This window comes from Nonomuraea terrae (assembly GCF_004348995.1).
GTDB classification, from domain to species: domain Bacteria; phylum Actinomycetota; class Actinomycetes; order Streptosporangiales; family Streptosporangiaceae; genus Nonomuraea; species Nonomuraea terrae.
Genome location: NZ_SMKQ01000002.1, coordinates 60,307 through 83,645 on the forward strand (window position 1 = coordinate 60,307; position 23,339 = coordinate 83,645).

At 71.6% G+C, this 23,339-nt stretch carries 21 protein-coding genes and 1 pseudogene; 12 read left to right on the plus strand and 10 right to left on the minus strand.

Translation table 11 applies throughout. The features are described from left to right. Positions 1-57 precede the first annotated feature (57 nt). Positions 58-1,266 (minus strand): HupE/UreJ family protein, encoded by a 1,209-nt coding sequence (locus E1286_RS01230; protein WP_132608285.1) that lies wholly within the window; start codon positions 1,264-1,266, stop codon positions 58-60. A gap of 204 nt (positions 1,267-1,470) precedes the next feature. Here E1286_RS01230 and E1286_RS01235 point away from each other — a divergent pair, with 204 nt between their 5' ends. The 3 genes from E1286_RS01235 to E1286_RS01245 are packed head-to-tail and all read left to right on the plus strand — an operon-like array spanning position 1,471 to position 3,928. Continuing rightward, complete coding sequence (locus E1286_RS01235; RefSeq protein ID WP_132608287.1) at positions 1,471-2,145, plus strand: type 1 periplasmic-binding domain-containing protein; 675 nt, start codon at positions 1,471-1,473, stop codon at positions 2,143-2,145. Between the two features lie 23 nt (positions 2,146-2,168). After that, positions 2,169-3,272 (plus strand): MacS family sensor histidine kinase, encoded by a 1,104-nt coding sequence (gene macS, locus E1286_RS01240; protein ID WP_132608289.1) that lies wholly within the window; start codon positions 2,169-2,171, stop codon positions 3,270-3,272. Positions 3,273-3,277: 5 nt separating this feature from the next. Beyond that, a complete protein-coding gene (locus E1286_RS01245; protein ID WP_132608291.1) occupies positions 3,278-3,928 on the plus strand; it encodes a response regulator in 651 nt (216 codons plus the stop codon). A gap of 5 nt (positions 3,929-3,933) precedes the next feature. On the opposite strand, the gene E1286_RS01250 is transcribed toward E1286_RS01245, so the two are convergent. From E1286_RS01250 to E1286_RS01260, 3 genes are all read right to left on the minus strand, one after another. Further along, on the minus strand, positions 3,934-4,224 hold the full coding sequence (locus tag E1286_RS01250; protein ID WP_132608293.1) for a YiaA/YiaB family inner membrane protein: 291 nt from the start codon (positions 4,222-4,224) through the stop codon (positions 3,934-3,936). 68 nt (positions 4,225-4,292) lie between these two features. Then, positions 4,293-4,961: a DUF4232 domain-containing protein gene (locus E1286_RS01255; protein ID WP_132608295.1), complete on the minus strand. Its 669-nt coding sequence runs from the start codon at positions 4,959-4,961 to the stop codon at positions 4,293-4,295. Between the two features lie 290 nt (positions 4,962-5,251). Continuing rightward, complete coding sequence (locus tag E1286_RS01260) at positions 5,252-5,848, minus strand: TetR/AcrR family transcriptional regulator (RefSeq protein WP_132608297.1); 597 nt, start codon at positions 5,846-5,848, stop codon at positions 5,252-5,254. Between the two features lie 178 nt (positions 5,849-6,026). Between E1286_RS01260 and E1286_RS01265 the strand changes: the two genes are divergently transcribed. Together E1286_RS01265 and E1286_RS01270 are read left to right on the plus strand one after the other, a co-directional pair. Then, complete coding sequence (locus E1286_RS01265) at positions 6,027-7,532, plus strand: class I adenylate-forming enzyme family protein (RefSeq protein WP_223189418.1); 1,506 nt, start codon at positions 6,027-6,029, stop codon at positions 7,530-7,532. Then, complete coding sequence (locus E1286_RS01270) at positions 7,516-9,096, plus strand: flavin-containing monooxygenase (RefSeq protein WP_132608299.1); 1,581 nt, start codon at positions 7,516-7,518, stop codon at positions 9,094-9,096. The genes E1286_RS01265 and E1286_RS01270 overlap by 17 nt, the downstream gene beginning before the upstream one ends. Here the strand turns inward: E1286_RS01270 and E1286_RS01275 are convergent. Both E1286_RS01275 and E1286_RS01280 read right to left on the minus strand, forming a co-directional pair. Then, entirely contained in the window at positions 9,002-10,132 is a 1,131-nt protein-coding gene (locus tag E1286_RS01275) for an SMI1/KNR4 family protein (RefSeq protein WP_165969511.1), read from the minus strand. The genes E1286_RS01270 and E1286_RS01275 overlap by 95 nt on opposite strands. Before the next feature lie 61 nt (positions 10,133-10,193). Beyond that, entirely contained in the window at positions 10,194-12,482 is a 2,289-nt protein-coding gene (locus E1286_RS01280; RefSeq protein ID WP_132608303.1) for an FdhF/YdeP family oxidoreductase, read from the minus strand. A 240-nt stretch (positions 12,483-12,722) separates the two neighbouring features. On the opposite strand from E1286_RS01280, the gene E1286_RS01285 reads away from it, so the two are divergent. Together E1286_RS01285 and E1286_RS51105 are read left to right on the plus strand one after the other, a co-directional pair. Further along, entirely contained in the window at positions 12,723-14,069 is a 1,347-nt protein-coding gene (locus tag E1286_RS01285; protein WP_425464729.1) for an L-lactate MFS transporter, read from the plus strand. Continuing rightward, positions 14,066-14,200: an MFS transporter small subunit gene (locus E1286_RS51105; RefSeq protein ID WP_281282604.1), complete on the plus strand. Its 135-nt coding sequence runs from the start codon at positions 14,066-14,068 to the stop codon at positions 14,198-14,200. Before E1286_RS01285 ends, E1286_RS51105 begins: the two co-directional genes overlap by 4 nt. A gap of 38 nt (positions 14,201-14,238) precedes the next feature. On the opposite strand, the gene E1286_RS01290 is transcribed toward E1286_RS51105, so the two are convergent. Next, entirely contained in the window at positions 14,239-15,201 is a 963-nt protein-coding gene (locus E1286_RS01290) for a helix-turn-helix transcriptional regulator (protein ID WP_132608307.1), read from the minus strand. Positions 15,202-15,264: 63 nt separating this feature from the next. Here E1286_RS01290 and E1286_RS01295 point away from each other — a divergent pair, with 63 nt between their 5' ends. Further along, a complete protein-coding gene (locus E1286_RS01295; RefSeq protein WP_132608309.1) occupies positions 15,265-16,401 on the plus strand; it encodes an epoxide hydrolase family protein in 1,137 nt (378 codons plus the stop codon). A 1-nt stretch (position 16,402) separates the two neighbouring features. Then, a complete protein-coding gene (locus E1286_RS01300; protein WP_132608311.1) occupies positions 16,403-17,506 on the plus strand; it encodes a winged helix DNA-binding domain-containing protein in 1,104 nt (367 codons plus the stop codon). Here the strand turns inward: E1286_RS01300 and E1286_RS01305 are convergent, their stop codons facing one another. Together E1286_RS01305 and E1286_RS01310 are read right to left on the minus strand one after the other, a co-directional pair. Continuing rightward, the gene (locus E1286_RS01305; protein WP_132608313.1) at positions 17,507-19,003 is read right to left on the minus strand and encodes a hypothetical protein; all 1,497 of its coding nucleotides are present in this window, start codon (positions 19,001-19,003) and stop codon (positions 17,507-17,509) included. Positions 19,004-19,079: 76 nt separating this feature from the next. Then, on the minus strand, positions 19,080-20,699 hold the full coding sequence (locus tag E1286_RS01310) for an alpha/beta fold hydrolase (RefSeq protein ID WP_132608315.1): 1,620 nt from the start codon (positions 20,697-20,699) through the stop codon (positions 19,080-19,082). 195 nt (positions 20,700-20,894) lie between these two features. Between E1286_RS01310 and E1286_RS01315 the strand changes: the two genes are divergently transcribed. Genes E1286_RS01315 through E1286_RS49790 form a run of 3 tightly spaced genes read left to right on the plus strand, consistent with a single transcriptional unit; the run spans position 20,895 to position 22,770 of the window. Continuing rightward, complete coding sequence (locus tag E1286_RS01315; protein ID WP_132608317.1) at positions 20,895-21,353, plus strand: hypothetical protein; 459 nt, start codon at positions 20,895-20,897, stop codon at positions 21,351-21,353. Beyond that, complete coding sequence (locus tag E1286_RS01320; protein WP_132608319.1) at positions 21,353-21,607, plus strand: DUF3817 domain-containing protein; 255 nt, start codon at positions 21,353-21,355, stop codon at positions 21,605-21,607. The genes E1286_RS01315 and E1286_RS01320 overlap by 1 nt, the downstream gene beginning before the upstream one ends. Before the next feature lie 14 nt (positions 21,608-21,621). Further along, positions 21,622-22,770, plus strand: coding sequence for a sigma factor-like helix-turn-helix DNA-binding protein (locus E1286_RS49790; RefSeq protein ID WP_132608321.1), 1,149 nt, complete (start codon positions 21,622-21,624; stop codon positions 22,768-22,770). Positions 22,771-22,864: 94 nt separating this feature from the next. Here E1286_RS49790 and E1286_RS01330 read toward each other — a convergent pair. Further along, positions 22,865-23,098: pseudogene (locus E1286_RS01330) on the minus strand (ATP-binding cassette domain-containing protein); the annotation flags it as partial. Positions 23,099-23,339 lie beyond the last annotated feature (241 nt).

The following is a 23,339-nucleotide window of genomic DNA, read 5'->3' on the forward strand; positions in this document are numbered from 1 at the left end:
AATGGGTTAACTTCGGGCAGTCTCACGCTGGCGCTTGCCGGAAGATGCGAAGATTTCTCATATTCCGATCACACGCTGCACGAACCACACCAGCCCCATGACCGACACCCCCGCGGCGATCGCCCCCGTCGCCCACAGGCCCGCGACCGGCCGACGACGGCGCAGCACGGCGAGCAGCGGGAAGACGACGGCGATGACGGCCAGCTGGACGGCCTCGATGCCCACGTTGAAGACCAGCAACGACCACAGCAGCGTCCACGACAAAGGCTGGTCGATGCCCAGGGCCGAGGCGAAGCCGAGCCCGTGCACCAGGCCGAAGCAGAAGACCACCGCGAGCCTGGTCCAGCCCGCGCGGTCCAGGCTGAAGTGACCGGCACCGAGGCTCTCCAGCTCCGTGGCGTGCGACCGGCGGCTCCAGAGCCGCCACAGGTGCCAGCCCGCGACGACCGCGATCGACAGCGCGATGACCGGCTCGACGAACGCGGCCGGCACCTCGACGAGCCCGAGCGCGGCGAGGATGAAGGTCACCGAATGGGCCAGCGTGAACGTCGTCGCCGCCAGCACGATCTCGCGAAGCCGGCGCGACCCGGCGATGAGCGCCAGCAGGAACAGGATGTGGTCGAGCCCGGTGAGCAGGTGCTCGGCGCCGAGCCGGAAGAAGTTCCAGAACCGCTCGGCGAAGGACTGCTGGGTGGAGAACGCCGGATGCTCGGCGTCGAGGGCCGCGCTGCCGGAGACCAGGTCCAGGTCGTACGTGATCACCGTCTTGGTGTCCTTCACGTAGCCCTCGGCGTCGGGGAACAGCCCGCTGCGCACCTCGTGCGCCTGCGCGGCGGCGGGACAGCGGTAGTCGAGCACCAGCAGCGCGTACGGCACGCCCTCGCGCTGCTCGATCGAGAAGTCTCCGTCGCGCGCCGGGGTGCACGCCTCGCCCTCGGCCGTGACGCCGAAGCGCCTGGTCACGTACGCCACGACCGAGTCGGCGTGGGCGTCGAGCGCGGCCTTCTGGCCTGGCGTGTCGCCGTTCTCCCAGGCGGTGTCGCCCTGCCGGAACAGCGGATCGTCGCCCTGCGCGTCGGCGGCCGAGACGACGAGCAGGTCGTACTCCAGCCCGATCTCCGACCGCACGTGCCCGCTGCCGGGCGAGGTGAGCTCGACGTAGACGGTCGAGGTGAATCCATGGGCGAACGCGGGTGCGGCGCTGAGCAGAACGGCCACGGCTACGGCGGCGACGGCACAGGCACGACGCCGAGCGACGTGGAACATGTGACTCCTCTAGGAGTTTCGGACGTACGCAATCTCCTCGGCCGACATGAACGAACGGCGTCGCATCCGCGAACCGACAATGAACCCAACTAGGCAGAAACGACCCTTATCTCGAAGAATCAGGGGCAATGAGGTAGGAATTAGGCGCTGGTGCCGGCACCCGACCGGCGCCTTCTTCCCCGCCGTCCCGGAGGACTCCATCCCATGCGCTCCCGGCTCCTGCCCGCCCGAACGCTCGCCGCGGTGGTCGCGCTCGCCGCACTGGCCGGCGGATGCGGCGCGGGCGACGACTGGTCGCGACCGCACGCCGAGCCCACCGCCGTCGGCTCCCTCGCCCCGGGGTTCTCCGATCCGGCCGCGACGCCGGCCCCCGAGTCGACGATCACGCCGCGCGCCGGCTCCTGGGACGACGTGCGCCCGTCGGAGGACTACCGCGTGGTACTGCTCACGACCGGCCAGGACCCCCAGACCCGGACCCTGGTGGACGCCGTGCTGACGTGGGCCGAGGAGAACGACGTCGACCTGCGGACCATCGCGCCCACGGACCCGCACCAGTACGTCGCGAGCATCAGCCAGGCGATCCAGCTGAAGCCCGACCTCATCGTCAGCGCCGGCAACGACCTCGTCGACCCCCTGGCCATGGTCAGCCCCAACCACCTCGACCAGCAGTTCCTCGTGGTCGGCGCGGAGCTGGCCGAGCCCACGGAGAACGTCACCGCCGCGGACTGGACCGGCGCGTCGTTCCGCGGCGAAGGTCTCGGCATGTCCTCGACGTACGATCCGGCGAGCTTCACCCCCGAACGCGCCGGCCGGGCCATCCGGGCGGGCGTCGCCGCCGTCCTCAACGGCATGACCGGAATCGTCATCTGGCTCGACTGATCCGCCCCCTAAAGTCAGGTCATATGGGGATCGAGGGGTCGTTCTGGCGGGCGATCGCGGTCTACCGCGTCGCCTCCCTGGGGTACGCCGTGCTGCTGCTGGTGAGCGCCGGCGGCTACCAGCGTCCCGTCGCGGGCTGGCTGGTCATCGGCGTGATGGCGGTCTGGACGGCGGTCGTCACCGTCGCCCGCCCGAACGCGCGGCTCCTGGCGCTCGACGTCGTCGTCACGCTCGCCTGCCTGCTGAGCTCGCCGTACGTCCAGGGGCCCGACGCCAGGGCCTCCGGGCTGATGCCGCTCACGGCGACCTGGGTCGGCGGGCCGGTCCTGGCCTGGGGCGTGTACGGCGGGCGGCGGGCCGGCGCCGTCTCGGCGGTCATCCTGTCGCTCGGCGACCTGTGGCTGCGCGGCCTGCGCGAATGGAGCCTGTCCGCCCCCGTCAACGGGGCCGTGCTGCTCATCCTCGCCGGCAGCGTCGTCGGCCACGTGGCCCGGCTCACCAAACAGGCGGAGGAACGGCTCCAGCGCGCCGTCGAGGCGGAGGCCGCCGTCCGCGAGCGCGAACGGCTCGCCCGCGGCATCCACGACTCCGTCCTGCAGGTGCTGGCGCTGGTGCAGCGCCGCGGCCTGGAGATCGGCGGGGAGGCCGCCGAGCTGGGACGGCTGGCCGGTGAACAGGAGGCGGCGCTGCGCGAGATGGTCCGCAGCGGGCCACCGGACCAGGACACCGCGGAGACGGTCGACGTGGGCGCCCGATTACGCCGCTTCGCCTCCGCGACGGTCACCGTATCGACCCCCGCGACCCCGCTGCCGCTCCCCGCCCACCAGGCCCGGGAGGTCGTGGCGGCCGTGGGCGCGGCGCTCGACAACGTCCGGCGCCACTGCGGCAAGGATGCCGGTGCCTGGGTCTTCGCCGAGGACGACGGCGTCCGGATGACGGTCACCGTACGCGACGACGGCCCCGGCATCCCCGCGGGACGCATCGAGGAGGCCGCGGCCGAGGGCAGGCTCGGCATCGCGCAGTCCGTCCGGGGCCGGATCGCGGGAGTGGGCGGCACCGTCGAGATCACGTCCGCCCCCGGCCAGGGCACCGAGGTCGAACTGACCGTCCCTCTGCTTCTAGAGTGACGGGCATGACCAGCGCTCTGCGGGTGATGGTGGTGGACGACCACCCGATGTGGCGGGACGCGGTCGCCCGTGACCTGGAGCAGGCCGGTTACGAGGTGGTGGCGACCGTCGGCGACGGGCGCCAGGCGTTGCGCGTCGCCGGCGCCGTACGCCCCGACGTGGTCGTGCTCGACCTGCGGCTCCCCGACCTGGCCGGGGTGGAGGTGGCCCGAGGGCTGGCGGCGTCCGAGCGGCCGCCCCGCGTGCTGGTGCTGTCGGCCAGCGGCGAGCAGGACGACGTGCTGGAGGCCGTCAAGGCGGGCGCCTCCGGCTACCTGGTCAAGTCCGCGAGCCGGGAGGAGTTCCTCGACGCCGTCCGGCGCACGGCCGAGGGCGAACCGGTCTTCACCCCCGGCCTGGCCGGTCTGGTGCTCGGCGAGTACCGCCGCCTGGCCACGCAGCGGCCCGCAGTCGGAGGCCCCCGCCTCACCGACCGCGAGACCGAGGTGCTGCGCCTCGTCGCCAAGGGCCTGTCCTACAAGCAGATCGCCGAACGGCTGACGCTCAGCCACCGCACCGTGCAGAACCACGTGCAGAACACCCTGAGCAAGCTCCACCTCCACAACCGGGTCGAGCTCGTCCGCTACGCCATCGAGCGCGGGCTCGACCAGGCGTAGCGGGCTCAGGAAGCGTCGACCTTGAACGGGTCGTGCTCGGCGAGCAGCTTGTCCAGGCGCGCCTGGTCGATGCGGCTCGCCATGTTGGCCACCTCGTGCCGGTCCCGGATGCACTTGGCCAGGACGAAGGCCGACGTCACCGTGTAGAGCACGGCGATCGCCAGGAACGCCCGGATCCAGGCGTCGATGGGGAGGTAGAGGACGCCGAGCGTCACGCTCCCGAGCGCCACACCGAACGAGATGACGCACTGCGCGAAGTAAGCGGCGGTCATGCTGGGCTGGACGGGTTTGCTCATGCTCCCAGGGTCCGGCCTGGACGCGCCGGCCGCCTGAGTAGAGGTACCTAAATCCTGCTGAGTACGCGCTACCAGGCGACGACGCCCTGGTTGCTGGGCTGGAACGTGCCGACCTGGAGCGACTTGACGGTGATGCCGGACTGCTCGGGGGCGGGGAAGCCCTCCAGGGTCGCCGCCACCTGCGGCCCGCCCTTGGCGAGCCCCACCTTGAAGCCGTTGCCGGTCGGGCAGTCGGAGTCGCTCTTGTCGCAGACCGTCCACTTGATCCCGGCGAACGCGCCGCCGCCCGCGGTCAGGTCGGCCGGGACCGACTCGCCCGGCTGGGCGACGTTCTCCGTGGGCACGTCCACGGCCTCGTCGGCCGCGTTCACCAGGGTGACCACCGGCCGGCCCGCCACGCCGCAGGTGCCGTCAGAGGTGTTCGTGACGTGCAGGAGCGCCATCCGGGTGTCTCCCTCGCGCCGCTGCGGCTGCTCAGTGAGCGTCACCTCGACGTCGTCGGCCGCGCAGGCGGGCACGGCGGCCGCCGGAGCGGTCGGCGTGCCGCTCTCACTCGGCGTCTCAACGGCGGAGCTCGGCGTCTCAACGGCGGAGCTGGGCGCGGCGGCGGCCGAGCTCGACGCCGCCGACGGCGTGTCCACGGCGGGGGCCTGCGCCGAAGAGCTCCCGCAAGCCGACAACCCCGCCATCACGGCGAGCAGCAGGACCGCCTTCGGGGCCGTACGAAGTCGTGACACAGTTCGTCCTCATCTCACATCAATGGCTGCGGTCGCGGAACGCCCGGTCTGCGTCGGGCCCGGTTCCGGCGCCGGAAAGGCGGCGCTGCGCGACAGGCGTCCCTGTCACGAGCCGCAACTCTATGCGAACGCCGCGCGCCGGATCATCAACCCCCCGGGGCCGGAACCCGTGGCGGACGCCCTGACCTGCCCGTGTGATCTCCGGCAAGGCAGGATTCCTCGCCTCGAATGCGTAATTCGCCACAGAACGAAAGCCGTTCGTCCACGACGTTCGTCTCCCGGAGCCGCGATCAGGCGCGGAGGATCTTGCAGACGAAGGTGGTGTAGTGGTGGACGACCTCGTCCCGGCTCAACGGGCCCGACCGCCGGAACCATTCGCGCACGCCGTTGAGCATGTCGAGCACCGCCATCGTGGCCATGCCGGCGTCGTCGACCTGGAACTCGCCGGTCGCGCACCCCTCGGCGATCACGTCGCGCACCGCGTCGTGGTACGCCTTCTGCAGGTGGATGCCCTCGCGCCGCTGGTCAGGGCTGAGCGCGTAGCGGATCGGGTTGCCGATCAGCAGCTCGGGCCGTCGGTCGTCGCTCATCTCCAGATGGACGCGGACGATCTCCCGTATCCGCGCGGTGGGCGGCCTGGTCCGGTCCTGCAGCACCGGCACGGTCGCCGCGAGGAAGTCCGCCATGAACTTCGTGATGATCGCGTACAGCACTTCCTGTTTGTTCTGGAAGTAGTGGTACATCGTCGAGGACGAGATGCCCGCCGCCTCGGCGATGTCCCGGATCGAGGTCGCCGCGTAGCCGCGCTCCTGGAAGAGCGCGCTGGCCTGGCCCATGATCCGCTCTCGCAGCACCGGGCCTTCGTCCAGGCTGCGCTTCCTGGCCAATCGGGTCCGCCTTTCCGCTCCGCCTCCCGTCGGCCCAGGTCAGTGGCCGATGAGTGCGGCGAGCCTAGCAGGGCGGCCCCGCGCGCGAACATGCCTCGCCTTGACGGCCGAGCAGGCTCCGCCCTAGCATGCCGATCGTTTGATCGACACGAGCCGCGACCCCGACCCCGGAGAAACCTTGACTGACACGATCGCCTCGATGTTGCTCGCGGTCGCGAAGGAGCACGGCTCGCGCGAGGCGCTGGTCGACGGGCCGCGGCGGCTCGACTACGCGGCCGTGTTGCGACGCGCGCGGGCCGCCGCCGCCAGGCTGGCCGCGCTGGGCGTCCGGCCCGGCGACCGGGTGGCCGTCCTGCTGCCGAACGGCTGGCACCACGCCACCGGCTACCTCGGCATCCAGCTGGCCGGAGCGATCGCCGTGCTGGTGAACACCCGGTTCACCACCCCGGAGATCGAGTACGTCTTACGCGACAGCGGCGCCCGGTACGTCCTGACCGACGATGACTTCGCCGCCCGGCTGGCGCCGGACTCGGTGGCCGAGCCGCTGCGGGTGGCCGAGATCGTCGCCTGCACCGGCGCCCCGCCGGCCCCCGCCACGCCGCCCGGCGTCGCCCGCAGGCCCGGCGACGTCGCCCACCTGCTGTACACCTCGGGCACGACCGGCAGACCGAAGGGCGCGATGCAGACCCACGCGAACCTGCTGTTCAACGCGGGCACCGTCCGGGAGCGGCTCGGCGCGGCGCCCGGCGAGCGCACGCTGATCGCGGCGCCGATGTTCCACGCCACCGGCCTGGTGTCGTTATTCGTCGGTTTCGTCTCGGCCGGCGGCTGCTGCGTGATGACGCCGTCGTTCCACGCGGCCACCGTGCTCGACCTCTTCGTCCGCGAGCGGATCACGGTGTTCGCGGGGGTCGCGGCGATGCTGCGGCTGCTGCTGATGCTGGACGACGTCGACTCCGCGGACCTGTCGGCGCTGCGGCTGTTCGTCATGGGCGGCTCGCCGGTGCCCGAGACCTTCCCCGCGCAGGTGGCGGAGCGGCTGCCCAAGCTGCGGCTGGCCAACGTCTGGGGGCTGACCGAGGCGACCTCGATCGTCACGTACGTCGACGGCGAGGAGTACACGACGCGGCCCTGGAGCGTCGGCCGGGCCGTGTCCGGCGTCGAGCTGGGCATCTCGATCGACGGCGCACCGCCTCGTGACCTGCGGGGGCAGGTCGGCGAGCTGTGCGTACGCGGTCCGGTGGTCGCGGCCGGGTATTGGGAACGGCCCGGCGCCACCGCGAAGGCCTTCGCCGGCGGCTGGCTGCGCACCGGCGACGTCGGGTCCGTCGACGCCGACGGCTACGTACGCGTGCTCGACCGGCTCAACGACATGATCATCCGGGGTGGCGAGAACATCTACAGCCTGGAGGTCGAGAGCGTCATCGCCGAGCACCCGGACGTCGCCGACATCGCCGTGGTCGGCGTGCCCGACCCCCTCTTCGACGAGCGGGTCCGCGCGGTCGTCGTCCCGCGGCCCGGCACCTCGCCCACCGCCGAGGAGTTGCGCGCCTACGCCGCCGCCCGGCTGGCCGACTACAAGATCCCGGCCGAGTTCCGGTTCGTCACCGAGCTGCCCCGCAACCCGGCAGGCAAGGTGCTCAAGCGGCGGCTGAGCGAGGAGTCCGATGCCGCGACAGGCTGAGCGGGGCCGGCCCGGCAGCGCCGAGCTCGACGTGCTGATCATCGGCGCCGGGTTCAGCGGCCTGGGGGTGGCCGCGCTGCTCGACCGGGCCGGCCTGCGCTCGTTCCTCGTCCTGGAGGCCGCCGACGACCTCGGCGGCACCTGGCGGGACAACACCTATCCGGGCTGCTGCTGCGACATCCCGTCGCCGCTGTACTCCTTCTCCTTCGACCAGCGGGCCGGCTGGACCCGGCTCTTCGCCGGCCAGGCGGAGATCCTGGACTACCTGCGCGGCGTCGCCCGCAGGCGCGGCCTGCTCGACCGGATCCGGTACGGCGCGAAGGTCGTCGAGGCACGCTGGTCGGGCCGGCACTGGGAGGTGACCACGGCGGCGGGAGAGCGGTACACGGCCCGGTTCGTGGTCTCCGCGGTCGGGCCGCTGCACCACCCCGCCATTCCGGACCTGCCGGGCGCCGCGCAGTTCCGGGGGGCGGTGTTCCACTCGGCCACGTGGGATCACGGGGTCGATCTGACCGGGAAGCGGATCGCGGTGCTTGGCACGGGGGCCAGCGCGATCCAGTTCGTCCCGGCCATCGCCGGGCGAGCCGCCGCGGTGACGGTGTACCAGCGCACGCCGCCTTGGATCCTGCCCAAGGCGGACCGCGCGTTCACCGAGCGGCAGCGGTGGCTCGCCCGGCGTCTCCCGCCGTACCGGTGGTACGTGCGGGCCAGGCTGTTCTGGACCCACGAGAAGCGGGCCCGCGGCTTCGTCGGCGACCCGGCCGCCATGGCCACGACCGCCCGGTACGCCAGGAGGCTGCTGGAACGGCAGGTCGCCGACCCGGAGCTGCGGGCCAGGCTGACCCCGGACTACGCGATCGGCTGCAAGCGCCTGCTCATCTCCAGCGACTGGTATCCGGCCCTCACCCGCCCGGATGTCGAGGTGCGCGACGGCGGCGTCAAGGAGGTCCGGCCCGGTTCGGTGGTGGGGACGGACGGCGTCGAGGCGCCGGCCGACGTGCTGATCTACGCGACCGGCTTCGACGCCCATCACACCGTGACCCGCATGTCGATCGTCGGCCGTGACGGCCTCTCGCTGGCGGAGGCGTGGCGGGACGGCGACCAGGCGTACCTGGGCACCACGGTCGCCGGTTTCCCCAACCTGTTCGTCATGGTCGGCCCGAACACCGCGCTCGGCCACAACTCCCAGATCTTCATGATCGAGGCGCAGGCCCGCTACGTCGTGGCCTGCGTGCGCCGGATGCGGCGCCGGGGTTCCCTCGAAGTGCGCGCCGAGGTGCAGCGCGCCTTCAACGAGTGGCTGCAGGGCCGCATGGCCCACACGGTGTGGCAGACGGGCGGCTGCCGCAGCTGGTACCAGGACCCGAGCAGCGGCCGGATCACGGTGCTCTGGCCGGACACCGCGGTCGCGTTCTGGCGGCGGCTGCGCCGGGTGCGCATGTCGGACTACCTGCTCGACGGCGCCCGAGTCAGCGCACGTCCCATTCCAGCTCGCCGCCGGCCGCCCTCGGCCGCCAGTAGCCGATGGAGCCGCCCTGCTCCAGGGCGTCGGCGGTGGCCTTGAGCAGGGCGTAGTAAGAGCGAATCCGCACCCCTCCTGGCGCGAAGCTCATACTGCCCTCGTGATCGGTGTCTCCGACGTCGCGCCGCACCGTGTCGACCACGAGATGATCACCGCTCCCATCGGCGCCGACGGGCAGCATGCGCCCGTCCCACCACTCCTCGCGCGGATCGCCGCCCATGTCCTCGCCGTCGATCTCGCAGAGCTGCCACCAGTTCTCCCGGATCTCGCGGACGCTCATGTTCCAGTGGCCCAGGAAGCCGAAGCCCCAGGTCTCCGCCACGAACGTGGTCCCGTCGTGCCGCAGCAGCGACGCCCGCAGATCGTCGGGGAAGCGCACCCCCAGCTCCGCCTCGGCCGCCGCGATGGCCCGGGCCTTCGCGGGCCTGCCGAGCGTGCGATGGCTGCGCGGGGCGTTCTTCTTCAGCCACGCCTCGATCCGCCGCCACTGCCGGTTCACCGCCCGGGAGACCTTCGCGTCGATCTTCCGTACGCGCGGGGCGGCCTTCTGGGGGCGGCAGTCCGCGTCGGGGCTCGACGCGTAGTCGGGGACTGATGCGTGGTCGGGGACTGATGCGTGGTCGGGGCTCGACGCGTAGTCGGGGACCGGCTCCTGCCGGCCGCCTGTGCCTACGAAGACAGCTGAGCCGCCCTGCTCCGTCTCGGCCACCGTCGCCTCCTCCGTTCCGCCGGAGAAGACGGCCGATTCCAGAGCCTGAACGCCCCCGGCCAGCACGACGAGCGCGAGCCCGGCAACGGCCCAGCGGGTCAGGCGGCGCCGGGTGGCCCCGTCCAGCGGCTGCCGGGGTGGGAAGAGCCGGGAGGGGCGATCCAGGACGGACGGCTTGGCGGCGTACCGGTCGGCGTCCTTCTCGGTCGGGGTGCCGAGGATCGGCGCCGGGGGCCACTGCGTCACCGGGCTCTCGGGCTCGGGCGGCGCTCCTGCCGGGCTCGCCGTCTCAGGTGGCGCTCCCGCCGGGCGGCGGCGGGAGCGTACGACCAGCACGGCGACCGCCGCCAGAACGGCAGCGGACAGCACGCACCATAACCCTCGAGACCTGATCACTCGCCGCACGCCCGGCAGAGTATCCCGAATCGGCCTACCCGGAGACCGACATCACCCGGCGGGCGAGGCGCACCACGATGCTCTTCGAGGTCGGCGTGTTGGACGTCTCCGCGACCGAGTCCAGCGGCACGAGCACGTTGGTCTCGGGGTAGTACGCCGCGCAGCAGCCGCGCGCGGTGGCGTACGCGATCACCCGGAACCCTTCGGCCGTGCGCTCCCCGTCGGGCCACTCGCTGACCAGGTCGACCGTCTCGCCGTCGGCGATGCCGAGCCGGGCCAGGTCGTCGGGGTTGACGAACACGACCCTGCGGCCCTGGTGGACGCCGCGGTAGCGGTCGTCCAGGCCGTAGATGGTGGTGTTGTACTGGTCGTGGCTGCGCAGCGTCTGCAGCAGCAGCCGCCCCTCCGGGACGCGCAGCACCCGCAGCTCGTTGACGGTGAAGTTCGCCTTGCCCGTGACGGTGGCGAAACGCCGTTCGTCACGCGGCGCGTTCGGCAGCACGAACCCGCCCGGCTCGCGTACGCGGGCGTTGAAGTCGTCGAAGCCGGGCACCACGCGCTCGATGCTGTCGCGGATGGCGTCGTAGTCCGACTCGAAGCGCTCCCACGGGATGCCGTCCTGGCCGAACAGCCGCCTGGCGAGCCTGCAGACGATGGCGACCTCGGGCAGCAGGTCCGGCGAGGCCGGGCGCAGGCGTCCCCTGGAGGCGTGCACCATGCCCATGGAGTCCTCGACGGTGACGAACCGGTCGCCGTCGCGCTCCGTACGGCCCAGCGTGGGCAGGATGAGCGCCTGCTCGCCGCAGACCGCGTGCGAGCGGTTGAGCTTGGTCGACACCTGGACGGTGAGCCGGGCCTTGCGCAGCGCCGCCTCGGTCACCTCGGTGTCGGGAGTCGCGGAGACGAAGTTGCCGCCCATGGCGAAGAACACCTTGGCCTCGCCGTCGCGCAGCGCCCTGATCGAGTCGACGACGTCGTGGCCGTGCTCGCGCGGCGGCTCGAAGCCGAACTCGGCGCGCAGCGCGTCGAGGAAGGCCGCCGGGGGCTTCTCGTAGATGCCCATCGTGCGGTCACCCTGGACGTTGGAGTGCCCGCGCACCGGGCAGACACCGGCGCCGGGACGACCGACGTTGCCGCGCAGCAGCAGGAAGTTGACGACCTCGCGGATGGTCGGCACGGAGTTCTTGTGCTGGGTGAGGCCCATCGCCCAGCAGACGATGACCGACTTCGCGCCGAGGATCTCCTTGGCCGTGTCGTCGATCTCCGCGCGGGACAGCCCCGTCGCCTCCTCGACGTCCGCCCAGTCGAGGTCGCGGAGGTGCTTCTCCCAGTCGTCGAAGCCGTGCGTGTGCTCCTCGACGAAGCGGCGGTCGATCACCGTGCCGGGAGCCGCGTCATCGGCCTCCAGCAGCCGCTGCGACAGGGCCTGGAAGAGCGCGAGGTCGCCGTTGATGCGGATCTGCAGGAACCGGTCGGCCATCTGGGTGCCGTTGCCGACGACGCCCACCGGTCGCTGCGGGTTCTTGAACCGCATCAGGCCGGCCTCGGGCAGCGGGTTCACCGCGATGATGCGGGCGCCGTTCTTCTTGGCCTTCTCCAGGGCCGTCAGCATGCGCGGGTGGTTGGTGCCGGGATTCTGGCCGACGACGAAGATCAGGTCGGACTTGTAGAGGTCGTCCAGCAGGACCGTGCCCTTGCCGATGCCGAGCGTCTCGGTGAGCGCCGAGCCGCTGGACTCGTGGCACATGTTGGAGCAGTCGGGCAGGTTGTTGGTGCCGAACCGGCGCACCAGGAGCTGGTAGACGTACGCGGCCTCGTTCGACGTGCGGCCGGAGGTGTAGAAGAGCGCCTCGTCCGGGCTGTCGAGGCCCCGCAGCTCGTCGGCGATGAGCGAGAACGCGTCGTCCCACGACACCGGCACGTAGTGGTCGGAGCCGGCCGCCTTGAGCATCGGCTCGGTGAGCCGGCCCTGCTGCCCGAGCCAGTAGTCCGTTCGCTTCGCCAGCTCGCTGACCGGGTGCTCGGCGAAGAACTCGCGCGTCACCCTGCGCAGGGTGGCCTCCTCGGCGACCGCTTTCGCGCCGTTCTCGCAGAACTCGGCGAAGCTGCGATGATCGCCTTCCGGCCACGCGCAGCCGGGGCAGTCGAAGCCGTTCTTCTGGTTGACCTGAGTCAACGTCAGGAATGCGCGCTTGACCCCCATCTGGGCGTACGAGATCTCCAGGGAGTGGGCCACGCCGGGCACGCCGGCCGCCCACTGCTTCGGTGATCCGACATGGAGGGCTTCGTCGCCGACGTCCTGCCGTGGAGCCTTTTTAGCCACCCGATACTCCATTTCCGGCTATCCAGCGTTGTCCAAAATACTGCACACTGTTCCTCGAGCCGCTGGGGCGGTCGCGACAGCCCCCGGGCCGCGGCAGCGACTCCATGACGCAGTGGCATGACTACTGTCAGATAATCTAGACAAACAGTATCAATGCCGACATACTACTCATTCATGCCGGAAGATGGTCAAACGTTGAAATATTCCACCTCTGGTGGGTTTCTGAGTCGCGCCCGTTCGGTGGCGCCACCCACCTGGAGCCGGTGGCTGGTTCCCCCGGCCGCGCTGTCCGTACACCTCTCCATCGGGCAGGCGTACGCGTGGAGCGTCTTCAAGCCCGCGCTTGAAGACGCTCTCCACCTCTCGGGCACCCAGAGCGCCCTCCCCTTCCAGCTCGGCATCGTCATGCTGGGCCTGTCCGCCGCGTTCGGCGGACCGCTGGTGGAGCGCAACGGCCCGCGCTGGGCGATGTTCGTCTCGACCGTCTGCTTCTCGGTCGGCTTCCTGATCGCCGCGCTCGGCGTCGCGACCGGGCAGTACTGGCTGGTCGTCTTCGGGTACGGCATCGTCGGCGGCATCGGCCTCGGCATCGGTTACATCTCGCCGGTGTCCACGCTGATGAAGTGGTTCCCCGACCGTCCCGGCATGGCGACGGGCATCGCGATCATGGGCTTCGGCGGCGGCGCGCTCATCGCCTCGCCGTGGTCGGCGCAGATGCTCAGCTCCTTCGGCTCGACGACCAGCGGGATCGCGACGGCGTTCGTCGTGCACGGCGTCGTCTACGCGATCTTCATGTCCCTCGGCGTCTTCCTGATCAGGGTCCCCAAGGAAGGCTGGCGCCCCGCGGGCTGGACACCGCCGGAGACGACCGGGCGCGCGCTCATCACGACCGCGAACGTCTCGGCACGCAACGCGATCCGCACGCCGCAGTTCTGGTGCCTGTGGATCGTCCTCTGCTTCAACGTGACCGCGGGCATCGGCATCCTGGAGAAGGCCGCGCCCATGATCACGAACTTCTTCGCCAACACGTCCACGCCGGTCTCGGTCAGCGCGGCGGCGGGCTTCGTGGCCCTGCTCTCGCTGGCGAACATGGCGGGCCGGCTCGCTTGGTCGTCGGCGTCCGACGCCATCGGGCGCAAGAACATGTACCGCGTCTACCTCGGTGTCGGCGCGCTGCTGTACCTGGTGATCACGCTCGCCGGCGACTCCGCCAGCTTCGTGTTCATCCTGTGCGCGATGGGCATCCTGTCCTTCTACGGCGGCGGTTTCGCGACCGCTCCGGCGTACCTGAAGGACCTGTTCGGCACGTACCAGGTGGGCGCGATCCACGGCCGCCTGCTGACGGCGTGGTCCACCGCGGGCGTCCTCGGCCCGCTGATCGTCAACGCCATCGCCGACTCCCAGGAGGCGGCCGGCAAGACGGGCCCGGCGCTCTACACGACGTCGCTCTACATCATGATCGCGCTGCTGGCGGTCGGCTTCGTGGCCAACGAGCTGATCCGCCCGGTGAACCCGAAGTACCACGAGCCGCCGGCCACCGAGGCGCCCGAGAAGAACATCGCGGCCGTACCGCAAGGAGGATCATGATGGCGGAGCAGAACACGGCGGCGCCGCGGCGTACCGCCCTGATGGTCGTCACCTGGGCATGGGTGGGCGTGCCGTTCGCCTACGGCGTCTACGAGCTGCTGCTCAAGCTCGGCCCCCTCTTCGGCGGCTGACACGACACCCCGGCCGGCCTCCGCGCGGAGGCCGGCCCTCACTGTTCCCGTACGGCGCGCAGGCAGCGCTCGGCCTGTGCGCGCAGGGCGTCGGCCAGCTCGGGCGGACCGCTGGTGAGCGTGAAGCCGGCGTCGACCGAGGTGATCATCCAGACCAGGTCCGACGGGGTCTCGGCGCCGACGTGGAGCAGGCAGCTGTGGTCGTCCACGGCCTCGACGACGCCCATCCCCGGCCAGACCCGGTCGGCGACGGCTTCGGCGGACTCGTGGAGGGTGACGGTGGCCCGGCACGGCCACGTCCGCGACGACAGCTGGTACGCCAGATAGGCCGCCACGTCGTCGTACGGCGGCCGCCTCGGCGCGAAGCGCGGCCCGTTCGGCGTGCGCGGAGTGAGCCGGTCCACCCGGAACGTACGCCAGTCGCCGCGGCCGGTGTCGAAGCCGACGAGATACCAGTGCCGCCCGAAGCTGACCAGGTGGTACGGCTCCACCGACCGCACGGAGTCGCCGCCACGCGGGCTGGTGTAGTCGAAGCGCAGCCGTTCGCGCCGGCGGCAGGCGTCCGCGATGACCATGAGGGTGTCCGTCGACACCTGCGGCCCGGGCGCCGTACCGGCTCTGACCGTGGCGGTGTGCAGGGTGCTGACCCGATACCGCAGCCGCGACGGCAGGACCTGCTCGATCTTCGTGAGCGCGCGCAGCGAGGTCTCCTCGATCCCGGCGACCGAGCCGCCCGCCGCCGTGCGCAGCCCCACCACCACGGCGACCGCCTCGTCGTCGTCGAGCAGCAACGGCGGCAGCGCCGCGCCCGCGCCGAGCCGGTAGCCGGCGGCGCCCTGGGTGGCGTCCACCGGGTATCCGAGGCCGCGCAGCCGCTCGACGTCCCTGCGGACCGTGCGGGTGCTGACGCCGAGACGGCCGGCGAGCTCGGTGGCCGACCAGTCGCGCGGGGTCTGCAGGAGCGACAGCAGTTTCAGCAGTCTCGCCGAGGTCTCCACCACGTCGACCAGTCTGCCGCACACTTAGGACCGGGCCTGTCCTAAGCGCTGCCTAGCGTCATGGGCATGACAGGCATTCACCCCTTCCGCATCGACGTACCGCAGGACCAGATCGACGATCTCCACACGAGGCTGGCCGCCGCCCGCTGGCCGGACGAGCTGCCCGGGGTCGGCTGGAGCCGGGGCGTCCCGGTCGGATACCTGCGGGAGCTCGCCGACTACTGGCGCACCGGTTACGACTGGCGCGCGCACGAGGCCGCGCTGAACGGGCACCCCCAGTTCACCACCGCCGTCGACGGCCAGAACGTGCATTTCCTGCACGTCCGCTCCCCCGAACCGGACGCCCTGCCGCTGCTCCTGCTGCACGGCTGGCCGGGCACCTTCGCGGACTTCCTCGACGTCATCGGCCCGCTGTCGGACCCCCGGTCCCACGGAGGCGACCCCGCCGACGCCTTCCACCTGGTGATCCCGTCGCTGCCCGGGTTCGGCTGCTCCACGCCGCTGGCCGGGCCCGGCATGAGCGCCGCCAGGATGGCCGGCGTCCTGGTCGAGCTGATGTCCCGGCTCGGCTACGACAGGTACGGCGTGCAGGGATACGACACCGGCTCGTGGGTCGCCCCCGAGATCGGCAAGCAGGCGCCCGACCGGGTCGCCGGCGTCCACGTCAACGCCATGATCACTTTCCCGGCCGGCGTGGAAGGCGAGATGGACGGTCTCAGCGAGGCCGAGCAGCGGCGCTGGCAGGCGATGCAGGACTTCAACGACGGCTACCTGCAGTGCAACTCCAAGCGCCCGCAGACCGTGGCGTACGGGCTGCACGACTCCCCCGTCGGCCAGCTCGCCTGGATCGTCGAGAAGTACAAGGAGCTCACCGACCCGGTGGACGGGCTGCCCGAGGATAGCGTCTCCCGCGACCGCATGCTCACCACCGTCTCCCTGTACTGGCTGACCGGCACGGCGGCGTCCTCCGCGCAGGTCTACTACGAGGAGATGACCGCCGCCGGCTGGGGCGAGCCGCAGCGCGGGACCGTGCCGACCGGCGTGCTGGTCTCCGCCCACGACGTGACCGTTCGGCTCTGGGCCGAACGCGACCACCACATCGTGCACTGGACCGAGCTCGACTCCGGCGGCCACTTCCTCGCCATGGAGGCGCCGCCGGCACTCGTCGGCGACGTCCGCCTCTTCTTCGGGAAGCTGCGCTGACATGGGCGACCGGCTGAGCAAGCGAGCGCTGGGCCGAGCGCTGCTCGACCGGCAGTTCCTGCTGCGGCGCGCGGACCTGCCGGCGGTCACGGCGGTCGAGCGGGTGTTCGGGCTCAACGCGCAGAGCCCGAACCAGCCGTACCTGGCGCTGTGGAGCAGGCTCGACTCCTTCACGATCGCCGGCCTGACCGCGGCCATCGAGGACCGGTCGCTGGTGCGCTCGACGATGATGCGGGCCACCCAGCACCTGATGTCGGTGCCGGACTTCCGGTTCGTCCGACCGGTGCTGGCGCCGCTGCTGCGCCGCGTGCAGCGCAACACGTTCGGCCGGCGCACCGCGGGCGTGGACCTCGACGCTCTGGTCGAGGAGGCGCGCGAACTCCTCGACGGCCGTGTCGTGACCCGGCCCCAGCTGGGCAGGCTGCTCGCGCAGCGCCGGCCGGCCGCCGACCCGACCGCGCTCGGCTGGAGCGTCCAGTACCTGGAACCGCTGGTCCACCCCGCGCCCAGCGGCACATGGAACGTCTACGGCCCGACCCCCTGCGCCCGCGCCGACTGGACCGGGGTACGGCCGGAGGCGACGGCGGAGGACGTACGCCGGATGGTCCGCCGCTATCTGGCGGCGTTCGGCCCGGCGAGCGTCTCCGACGCCCGCGTCTGGTCCGGCGTCAGCGGGCTGCGTGAGATGTTCGAGCAGTTGCGCCCGGAGCTGCGGGTGTACACCGACGAGTCCGGCCGGGAGCTGTTCGACCTGCCCGACCGGCTGATTCCGGCGGCGGATCTCCCGGCGCCGGTGCGGTTCCTCCCGGAGTTCGACGCGCCCCTGCTCGCCCACGCCGACCGCGGCCGGATCATGACCGACGAGATCCGCCGTCAGGTCTGCGTCGGCGACGCCATCGCCGCCACGGTCCTCGTGGACGGCGCCGTGGCGGCGACGTGGACGACCTCGCACGACGACGGCGCCGCCGTCCTGACCGTGCGGCCGCTGCGGCCGCTGCGGCCGTGGTCACCCGCCGACCGGGACGCCGTCGAGGCCGAGGCCGCCCGGCTGCTCGCCTTCACCCACCCGGACGCCGGCGGGCATGACGTACGGCTGGCCGGCTGATCAGGAGACGGTGTCGGCGACGACGTGGACGAGGTTGCGCGTCTGCCCGACGATGGCCAGCCGCCACGCGTCGAAGGTCGGGTCGCTGGGCCGGAAATCGGTCTCGAAGTGCTGCATGTCCGGCGTGTGGATGTGGCCGGCCGGGATGTCGAGGCCCATGCGGTCGCGCAGCAGCGTGTTCCGGTAGGCGCTCTCGTTCGACAGGTAGTTGCCGCCGCCACCGCTGTAGGAGCACGATCCGGGGTCGGGCGGGGTCGGAGCGGTCGGCGGCGGGTACTCGACCGGCGGCGGGTCGTTCCGCGTCTGCCGGGCGGTGGCGGCGCAGTCGGGGAACTGCGTGTAGTTCGTGTGCCAGACCACGCCGAAGGCGACGGACGGGTCCGGCCACGTGTCGCCCGGCGGCCGGGGGATGGAGGCGCCCGTGTTCGCCTTGATCATCTCGGCGATGGGCAGGGTGGCGGAGGTCCACTGGGGCGGCTCGGTCAGGCTGAAATCGGCCGGCCCGCCCCAGCGTTCCACCACGGAGCTGTTGCACGCGTTGTTGTCCACGGCCAGCTGCGGCACGCCGCCGGCCGGCGCGCACGGCCGGACCTTGTCGTTGCCCGGCGAGACGCCGTGGTAGCGCGCGTTCCACTGCTCCAGGTTGAACGCCGCGCCGCCCGCCTGGCTGATCGTGATGGACGCGTCCACCCGCTTCGGCCCCGGGCGCATGAACGGCCCGACGGTGTCCTCCAGATAGCCGCGCTCGAACTCGGGATAGTTGACCGGCAGCGTGTAGGCCTCGATCCGCGCGATCCCGCCGCTCTTCGTCCGGTACGTGGTGCCGTCCAGGGCGAGTGCGGTCGCCCCCGACGGGTTGCCGTGCCGGATGTTGTTGCCGACCGTCCCCGGCGCGGGGCCGGTCGTTCCGCCGTCGAGCGTGTACGGGTCGAAGCCGCTGGCGATGACCCGCCTGACGCCCTTCCCGCTGGGGAGGTCGATGTCGAACATGCCGCGGGAGGCGCGGTCGAACCGGGTGATCAGCTCGGTCCGCTCGGCGGCGGACAGCCGGAACTTCGGCGTCCACTGCCGCAGGACGGCGGTCGACTCCAGCCGGGTCCAGTAGAGCGGCCGGTCGTCGCTGTAGGGCAGGTCGCCTCGGACCGGCTCCCGCTGCTGGGCCCGCCGTACGGCGTCGCGCCAGAGCTCCTCGCCCGCGCGCAGGACGAGCGCCGTGGTGGCCTTGAGGCTCGTCGTCCGGCAGAGGTCACGGGTCAGCGCCGGGGTGAAGCCCTGGAAGCCGCCGCCCTCGATCATCTGACGGGCGAACGTGCGCGACTGCGGCACCGCCGGGTCGTCGGCGTCGGGCAGGGTCAGCCCCAGCCGTTCCTCCTCCACCGACAGGGCCGCCCCGGAGTCGAGGCATCCGCGCTCGCTCCGCGCCGAGACCGGCCCCGCCGTGGCGAGCAGGGTCACGGCCGCCAGGGCCAACGCCGCCCCGCGTCGTAGGTACGTCATGGCGCCCTTACCTCCTGCCCGCAGATGATCAGACCTTACGAATCGTTCAACAATCCGTCAATAGGTCACGTTGGACCTATGAGGCGGCGAACGGGATCGTGTCCGGCCGGCACGTGGCGCCCTTGGCGGGCAGTGTGCCGTCGACGAGGTAGCGGGACGTCGCGGTCACCACGCAGCCGGACTGCTGGGCCGCCACGTGCCCCCACCCCTCGTTGATCAGCAGGCGGCTGCCGGGCAGCATGTCGTGCACGCGCTGCGCCGACCACACCGGAGTCGCCGGATCGAACCTGCTGCTCAGGATGAGCACGGGCTCTCGGGTGCGGGCGTGCCACGGCCCCCGGTGCCGGAGCTTGTTCGCGCTGTGCCAGGGCACGCAGGGGCTGCTCTCGTACGCCCGCAGCGTCCCGAACGGCGCCGCGTCCCGGTCGCGTTCCGCCGCGAGCCGCTCCAGCGCCCGGGCACTTCGCGGCCCGTCCGTCTCACCGCAGGTCACCGCGTGGTAGGCGGCGACGATCGGGCTGGTGTACGGCGTGCCGCCGATGCCGGCCTGCTGCAGCAGCACCACGTCGGCCGCGAGGGATCCGCCCGCCGGGCCGGACGGATCCTCGATCGCCTCGGCGACCGCCTTCAGGAACGGCGCCCCGCCGCCCTGCTCGTTCCAGAACATCGGCTGGTACAGCCAGCTCCCGGTCCACGTCACCACGAAGGAGTAGGTGAGCGGGACGGTCGCGCCGTCGCTCGCCTTGAGCCGCACCGGCCCCCGGCGCAGCACGTCGAGAATGCGGTCGAACGCCGCCTCCGGGTCCCCGCCGCCGAACGCGCACCGCTCACCGGCCTCCTCGCACAGCCGGAAGAACTCCTCCAGCGTGCGCCTGGTGGCCACGTCGCTGCCGGTACGGGCCGACGGCGTGGTGCCCGGCCCGCCCGCGTCCCGCCGGGTGGGGTCGAGGACGCTGTCGAAGACGAACCGCCCGGTCCTGTTCGTGAACATGTTCGCGTAGACCATGCCGAGGTAGGTGCCGTACGACTGGCCCAGGTAGTTCAGCCGGTCCTCGCCGAGGGCCGCGCGCACCACGTCGAGGTCGCGGGCGATCGCGACGGTGCTGACGTGGTCGAGCAGGTCGCCCCCGCGCTTGCGGCACAGGCTCGCGTACCGGGCGTCGGCCTTCGCCCGCTGCCTGCGTTCCCCGGCCGTCACCGGCGCGTTGGACACGCCGCTGGCCAGCGCCTCGGCCTCCTTCGCGTCCGCGAAGCACCGTACGGCCGGCACGCTCCGCCCGGAGCCGCGCGGGTCGACGCCGACGATGTCGTACCTGGCCAGCACGTCGGCGTTCACCGGGCCGGGCAGGGCGCCGGTGACGATGCCCTGCAGGTAGTCGACGGCCGAATATCCGGGGCCGCCCCGGTTCACCACCAGGGAGCCCGCTCGCTTGGCCCGATCCGCGGCGGGGATCCTGGCCAGCGCCAGCGTCACCCTCCGGCCGCGCGGGCGCGTGTAGTCCAACGGCACCTCAGCGGTGGCGCACTGTAATCGCGGCGCGTCGGCGCACGCCGTCCACGTCAGCTCCGGCACCCGTACCCCGGGCACTCCCCCGGCGGGGATTTCGCGAGCCTGCGCCACGGCGGCCATCGGCGGTGCGGTGGCCACGACCATCGCCAGCGACGCCAGCAGTGTTCCGGCTAAACGCCATTTCATGCCCGCTTCTCCCGTCTCCGTTTCCCGCCTTTGATTTTTCCGAGACACGTAACGCGACGGCAGTCGCCGATGTCATCAACACACATGACATCTGTCATGCGATTCCGGTGATTATCACCGGGCGGAGGCCTGCTTCAGGAAGCCTGAAGGTCATGTGCTAGGTTTCAGGCACCCTGAAGGTCATTGGGAGAACCCATGGAAGATTTCCTGCTGTCGGTGCATGTGCTCGCCGGCATCGTGTTCATCGGAGGCTCGGCGGTCGCGACCAGCCTGTTCCCGCGCTACGTGCCCGTCGCCGTACCGGAAGGCGCCTCGCAGCCGGACGAGCGCAGCCGCGCCGTGGCCGTCGCGCTGCACCGCATCACCCGCGGCTACAGCCTCTTCGGCGTCGTCGTGCCCGCCGCCGGTCTGATCCTCGCCTTCGTCCAGGGGCGCACCGGCGAGATCTGGATCACCCTCGCCATGATCCTCACCGCCGCCGCAGGCGTCCTGCTGGCCCTGCAGATCCATCCCCGGCAACGCCATGCGCTCGACACCCTCGTCGACCGCGACCGGCTGCGCCCGCTCTCCATGATCGCCGGCTTCTACAACCTCCTGTGGGCGATCGTGGTCGTCCTGATGATCGTCCGCCCCGGCGCCCCCGAGGGTTTCTGATGGAACGCACCCTCCGGGCCGCGGCCGCCGTCGAGGCCGTCTCTCTGGTGATCCTCCTGGTCAACGTGTTCACCGTGCACAACGAGTCGATCACCTCACTCGGCGGCCCCCTGCACGGCTCGGCCTACCTCACCGTCATCGTGACCACGCTGCTGCTGACCCCGGCCGCCGGCACCCGCCGGCGCGCCGCCATCCCGGGCATCGGCGGCCTGCTCGCCGTACGCCGCCTGCGCCGCCACTCCCCCGGCGATTGAGAAGGGACACCGTCATGGACGCCTACGGAAGCCTGCCGTTCCCCTGGAGCACACTGACGCTGAACGCGATCCGCTTCGCCCAGGACCCGGAGAAGCCCGCGATCTTCAACCACAGCATGCGCGCCTACCTGTACGGACGCTTCCTCGGCGAGCGGCAAGGGCTTCGGCCCGGCCACGACTACGACGACGAGCTGCTGTTCCTCGGCTGCCTGCTGCACGACGCCGGCCTCAGCGACCAGGCCAACGGCGACCAGCGCTTCGACCTCGACGGCGCCGACCTGGCCGCCGAGTGGCTCACCGGTCAGGGGCTGCCGCCGGAGAAGGTGGAGATCGTCTGGGACGCGATCGCCCTCCACCTGTGTGTCGAGGTCGCCGCCCGCAAGCGCCCCGAGATCGCCCTGGTCAGCGCCGGCGCCGGCTACGACCTCGGCCCCGAGGGCCCCGCCCTGCCGCCCGGCTACGCGGACCGCGTCCACGCCGGGCCGTGGCTGCCCGATCCGCCGCTCACCGACCCGTACGAGGACCCGGAGCGCTCGGCGGAGCTGGCCGACTCGGTGTCGATGGCGGCCCTGTTGCTGCTCGAACGGCTCAGCCCGCTGGAGCGGGCGGTCTTCGTGCTGCGCGAGGTGTTCGGGTTCGGCTTCCCGGAGATCGCCTCGGCGGTGGGACGCTCGGAGGCGGCCTGCCGCCAGCTCGCGGTGCGGGCCCGCCGCCACATGGACGAGGGCCGCCCCCGCTTCGAGGCCGACCGGCAGGCAGGCGAGAAGCTCACCGCACGATTCTTCGACGCCTTCAAGGAAGGGGACGTCGACGGGTTGCGGGAGCTCCTCGCCGCCGACGTTCACATGGTCGGCGACGGCGGCGGCAAGGGCCCGCAGTGGAAGCCCGTCTTCGGCGCCGAGAACGTGGCCCGGGTGCTCGCCGCGATCGTCCCGCCGTTCATCCGGATCGGCGGCGTGGTGGAGCCGCACGAGGTGAACGGCCGCCCAGGCGCGATCTTCCGCGACCGCGACGGCAAGGTCGTCAACACGCTGGCGCTCGACATGCTCGACGGCCGGATCCAGACGATCCGCGCCGTGACCGACCCCGACGAACTGGCCCGCCTGGGCCCGGTGGCCGACGCCCGAGCCGTGATCCGCGCCGCGGCCCGGTCTTTGGCGTAGATGTTCAGCAGGTGGCTCTTGACCGTGGCCTCGGTGATGAACAGCCGGGCGGCCGCCTCACGGTTGGTGTTCCCGGCCGCCACGAGTTCGAGGACCTCGGGGTCACCTCGGCGCGGTCCCGGAGCGGATCCAGCCCGAACACCTTGATCTCGCCCCGGTCCGGCGCACGGAGACCCTCGACGCACTCCACGGTCGTCGTCTTGCCGGCGCCGTTCGGGCCGAGGATCCCGAGGATCTCGCCCTCCTGAACGGTGAGCGAGACATCGTCGACCGCGACGTTGTTCCCATAACGCTTGTGGAGGTTCCGTACCTCGATCACTGGTGGCATGCGCGCGTCCTCCCGGGCTCGGCGACTTACTGCGTCCACCCTGGTACGACGGCCCTCATCCCGACACCGACCGGCAGACGGGACCTGCCGTACCACCCGGCGGCCCCCTCGACCCCACCGGATGGCGCCCGCGATCCACCGATCGGTGGATCGCACTCCCTTTCCCGGCACGACGATGCGTTCGACACACGCAAGACCCCGCCCTGGTCTTCTCGGACCTCCGGATCGAAGAACTCCCCCG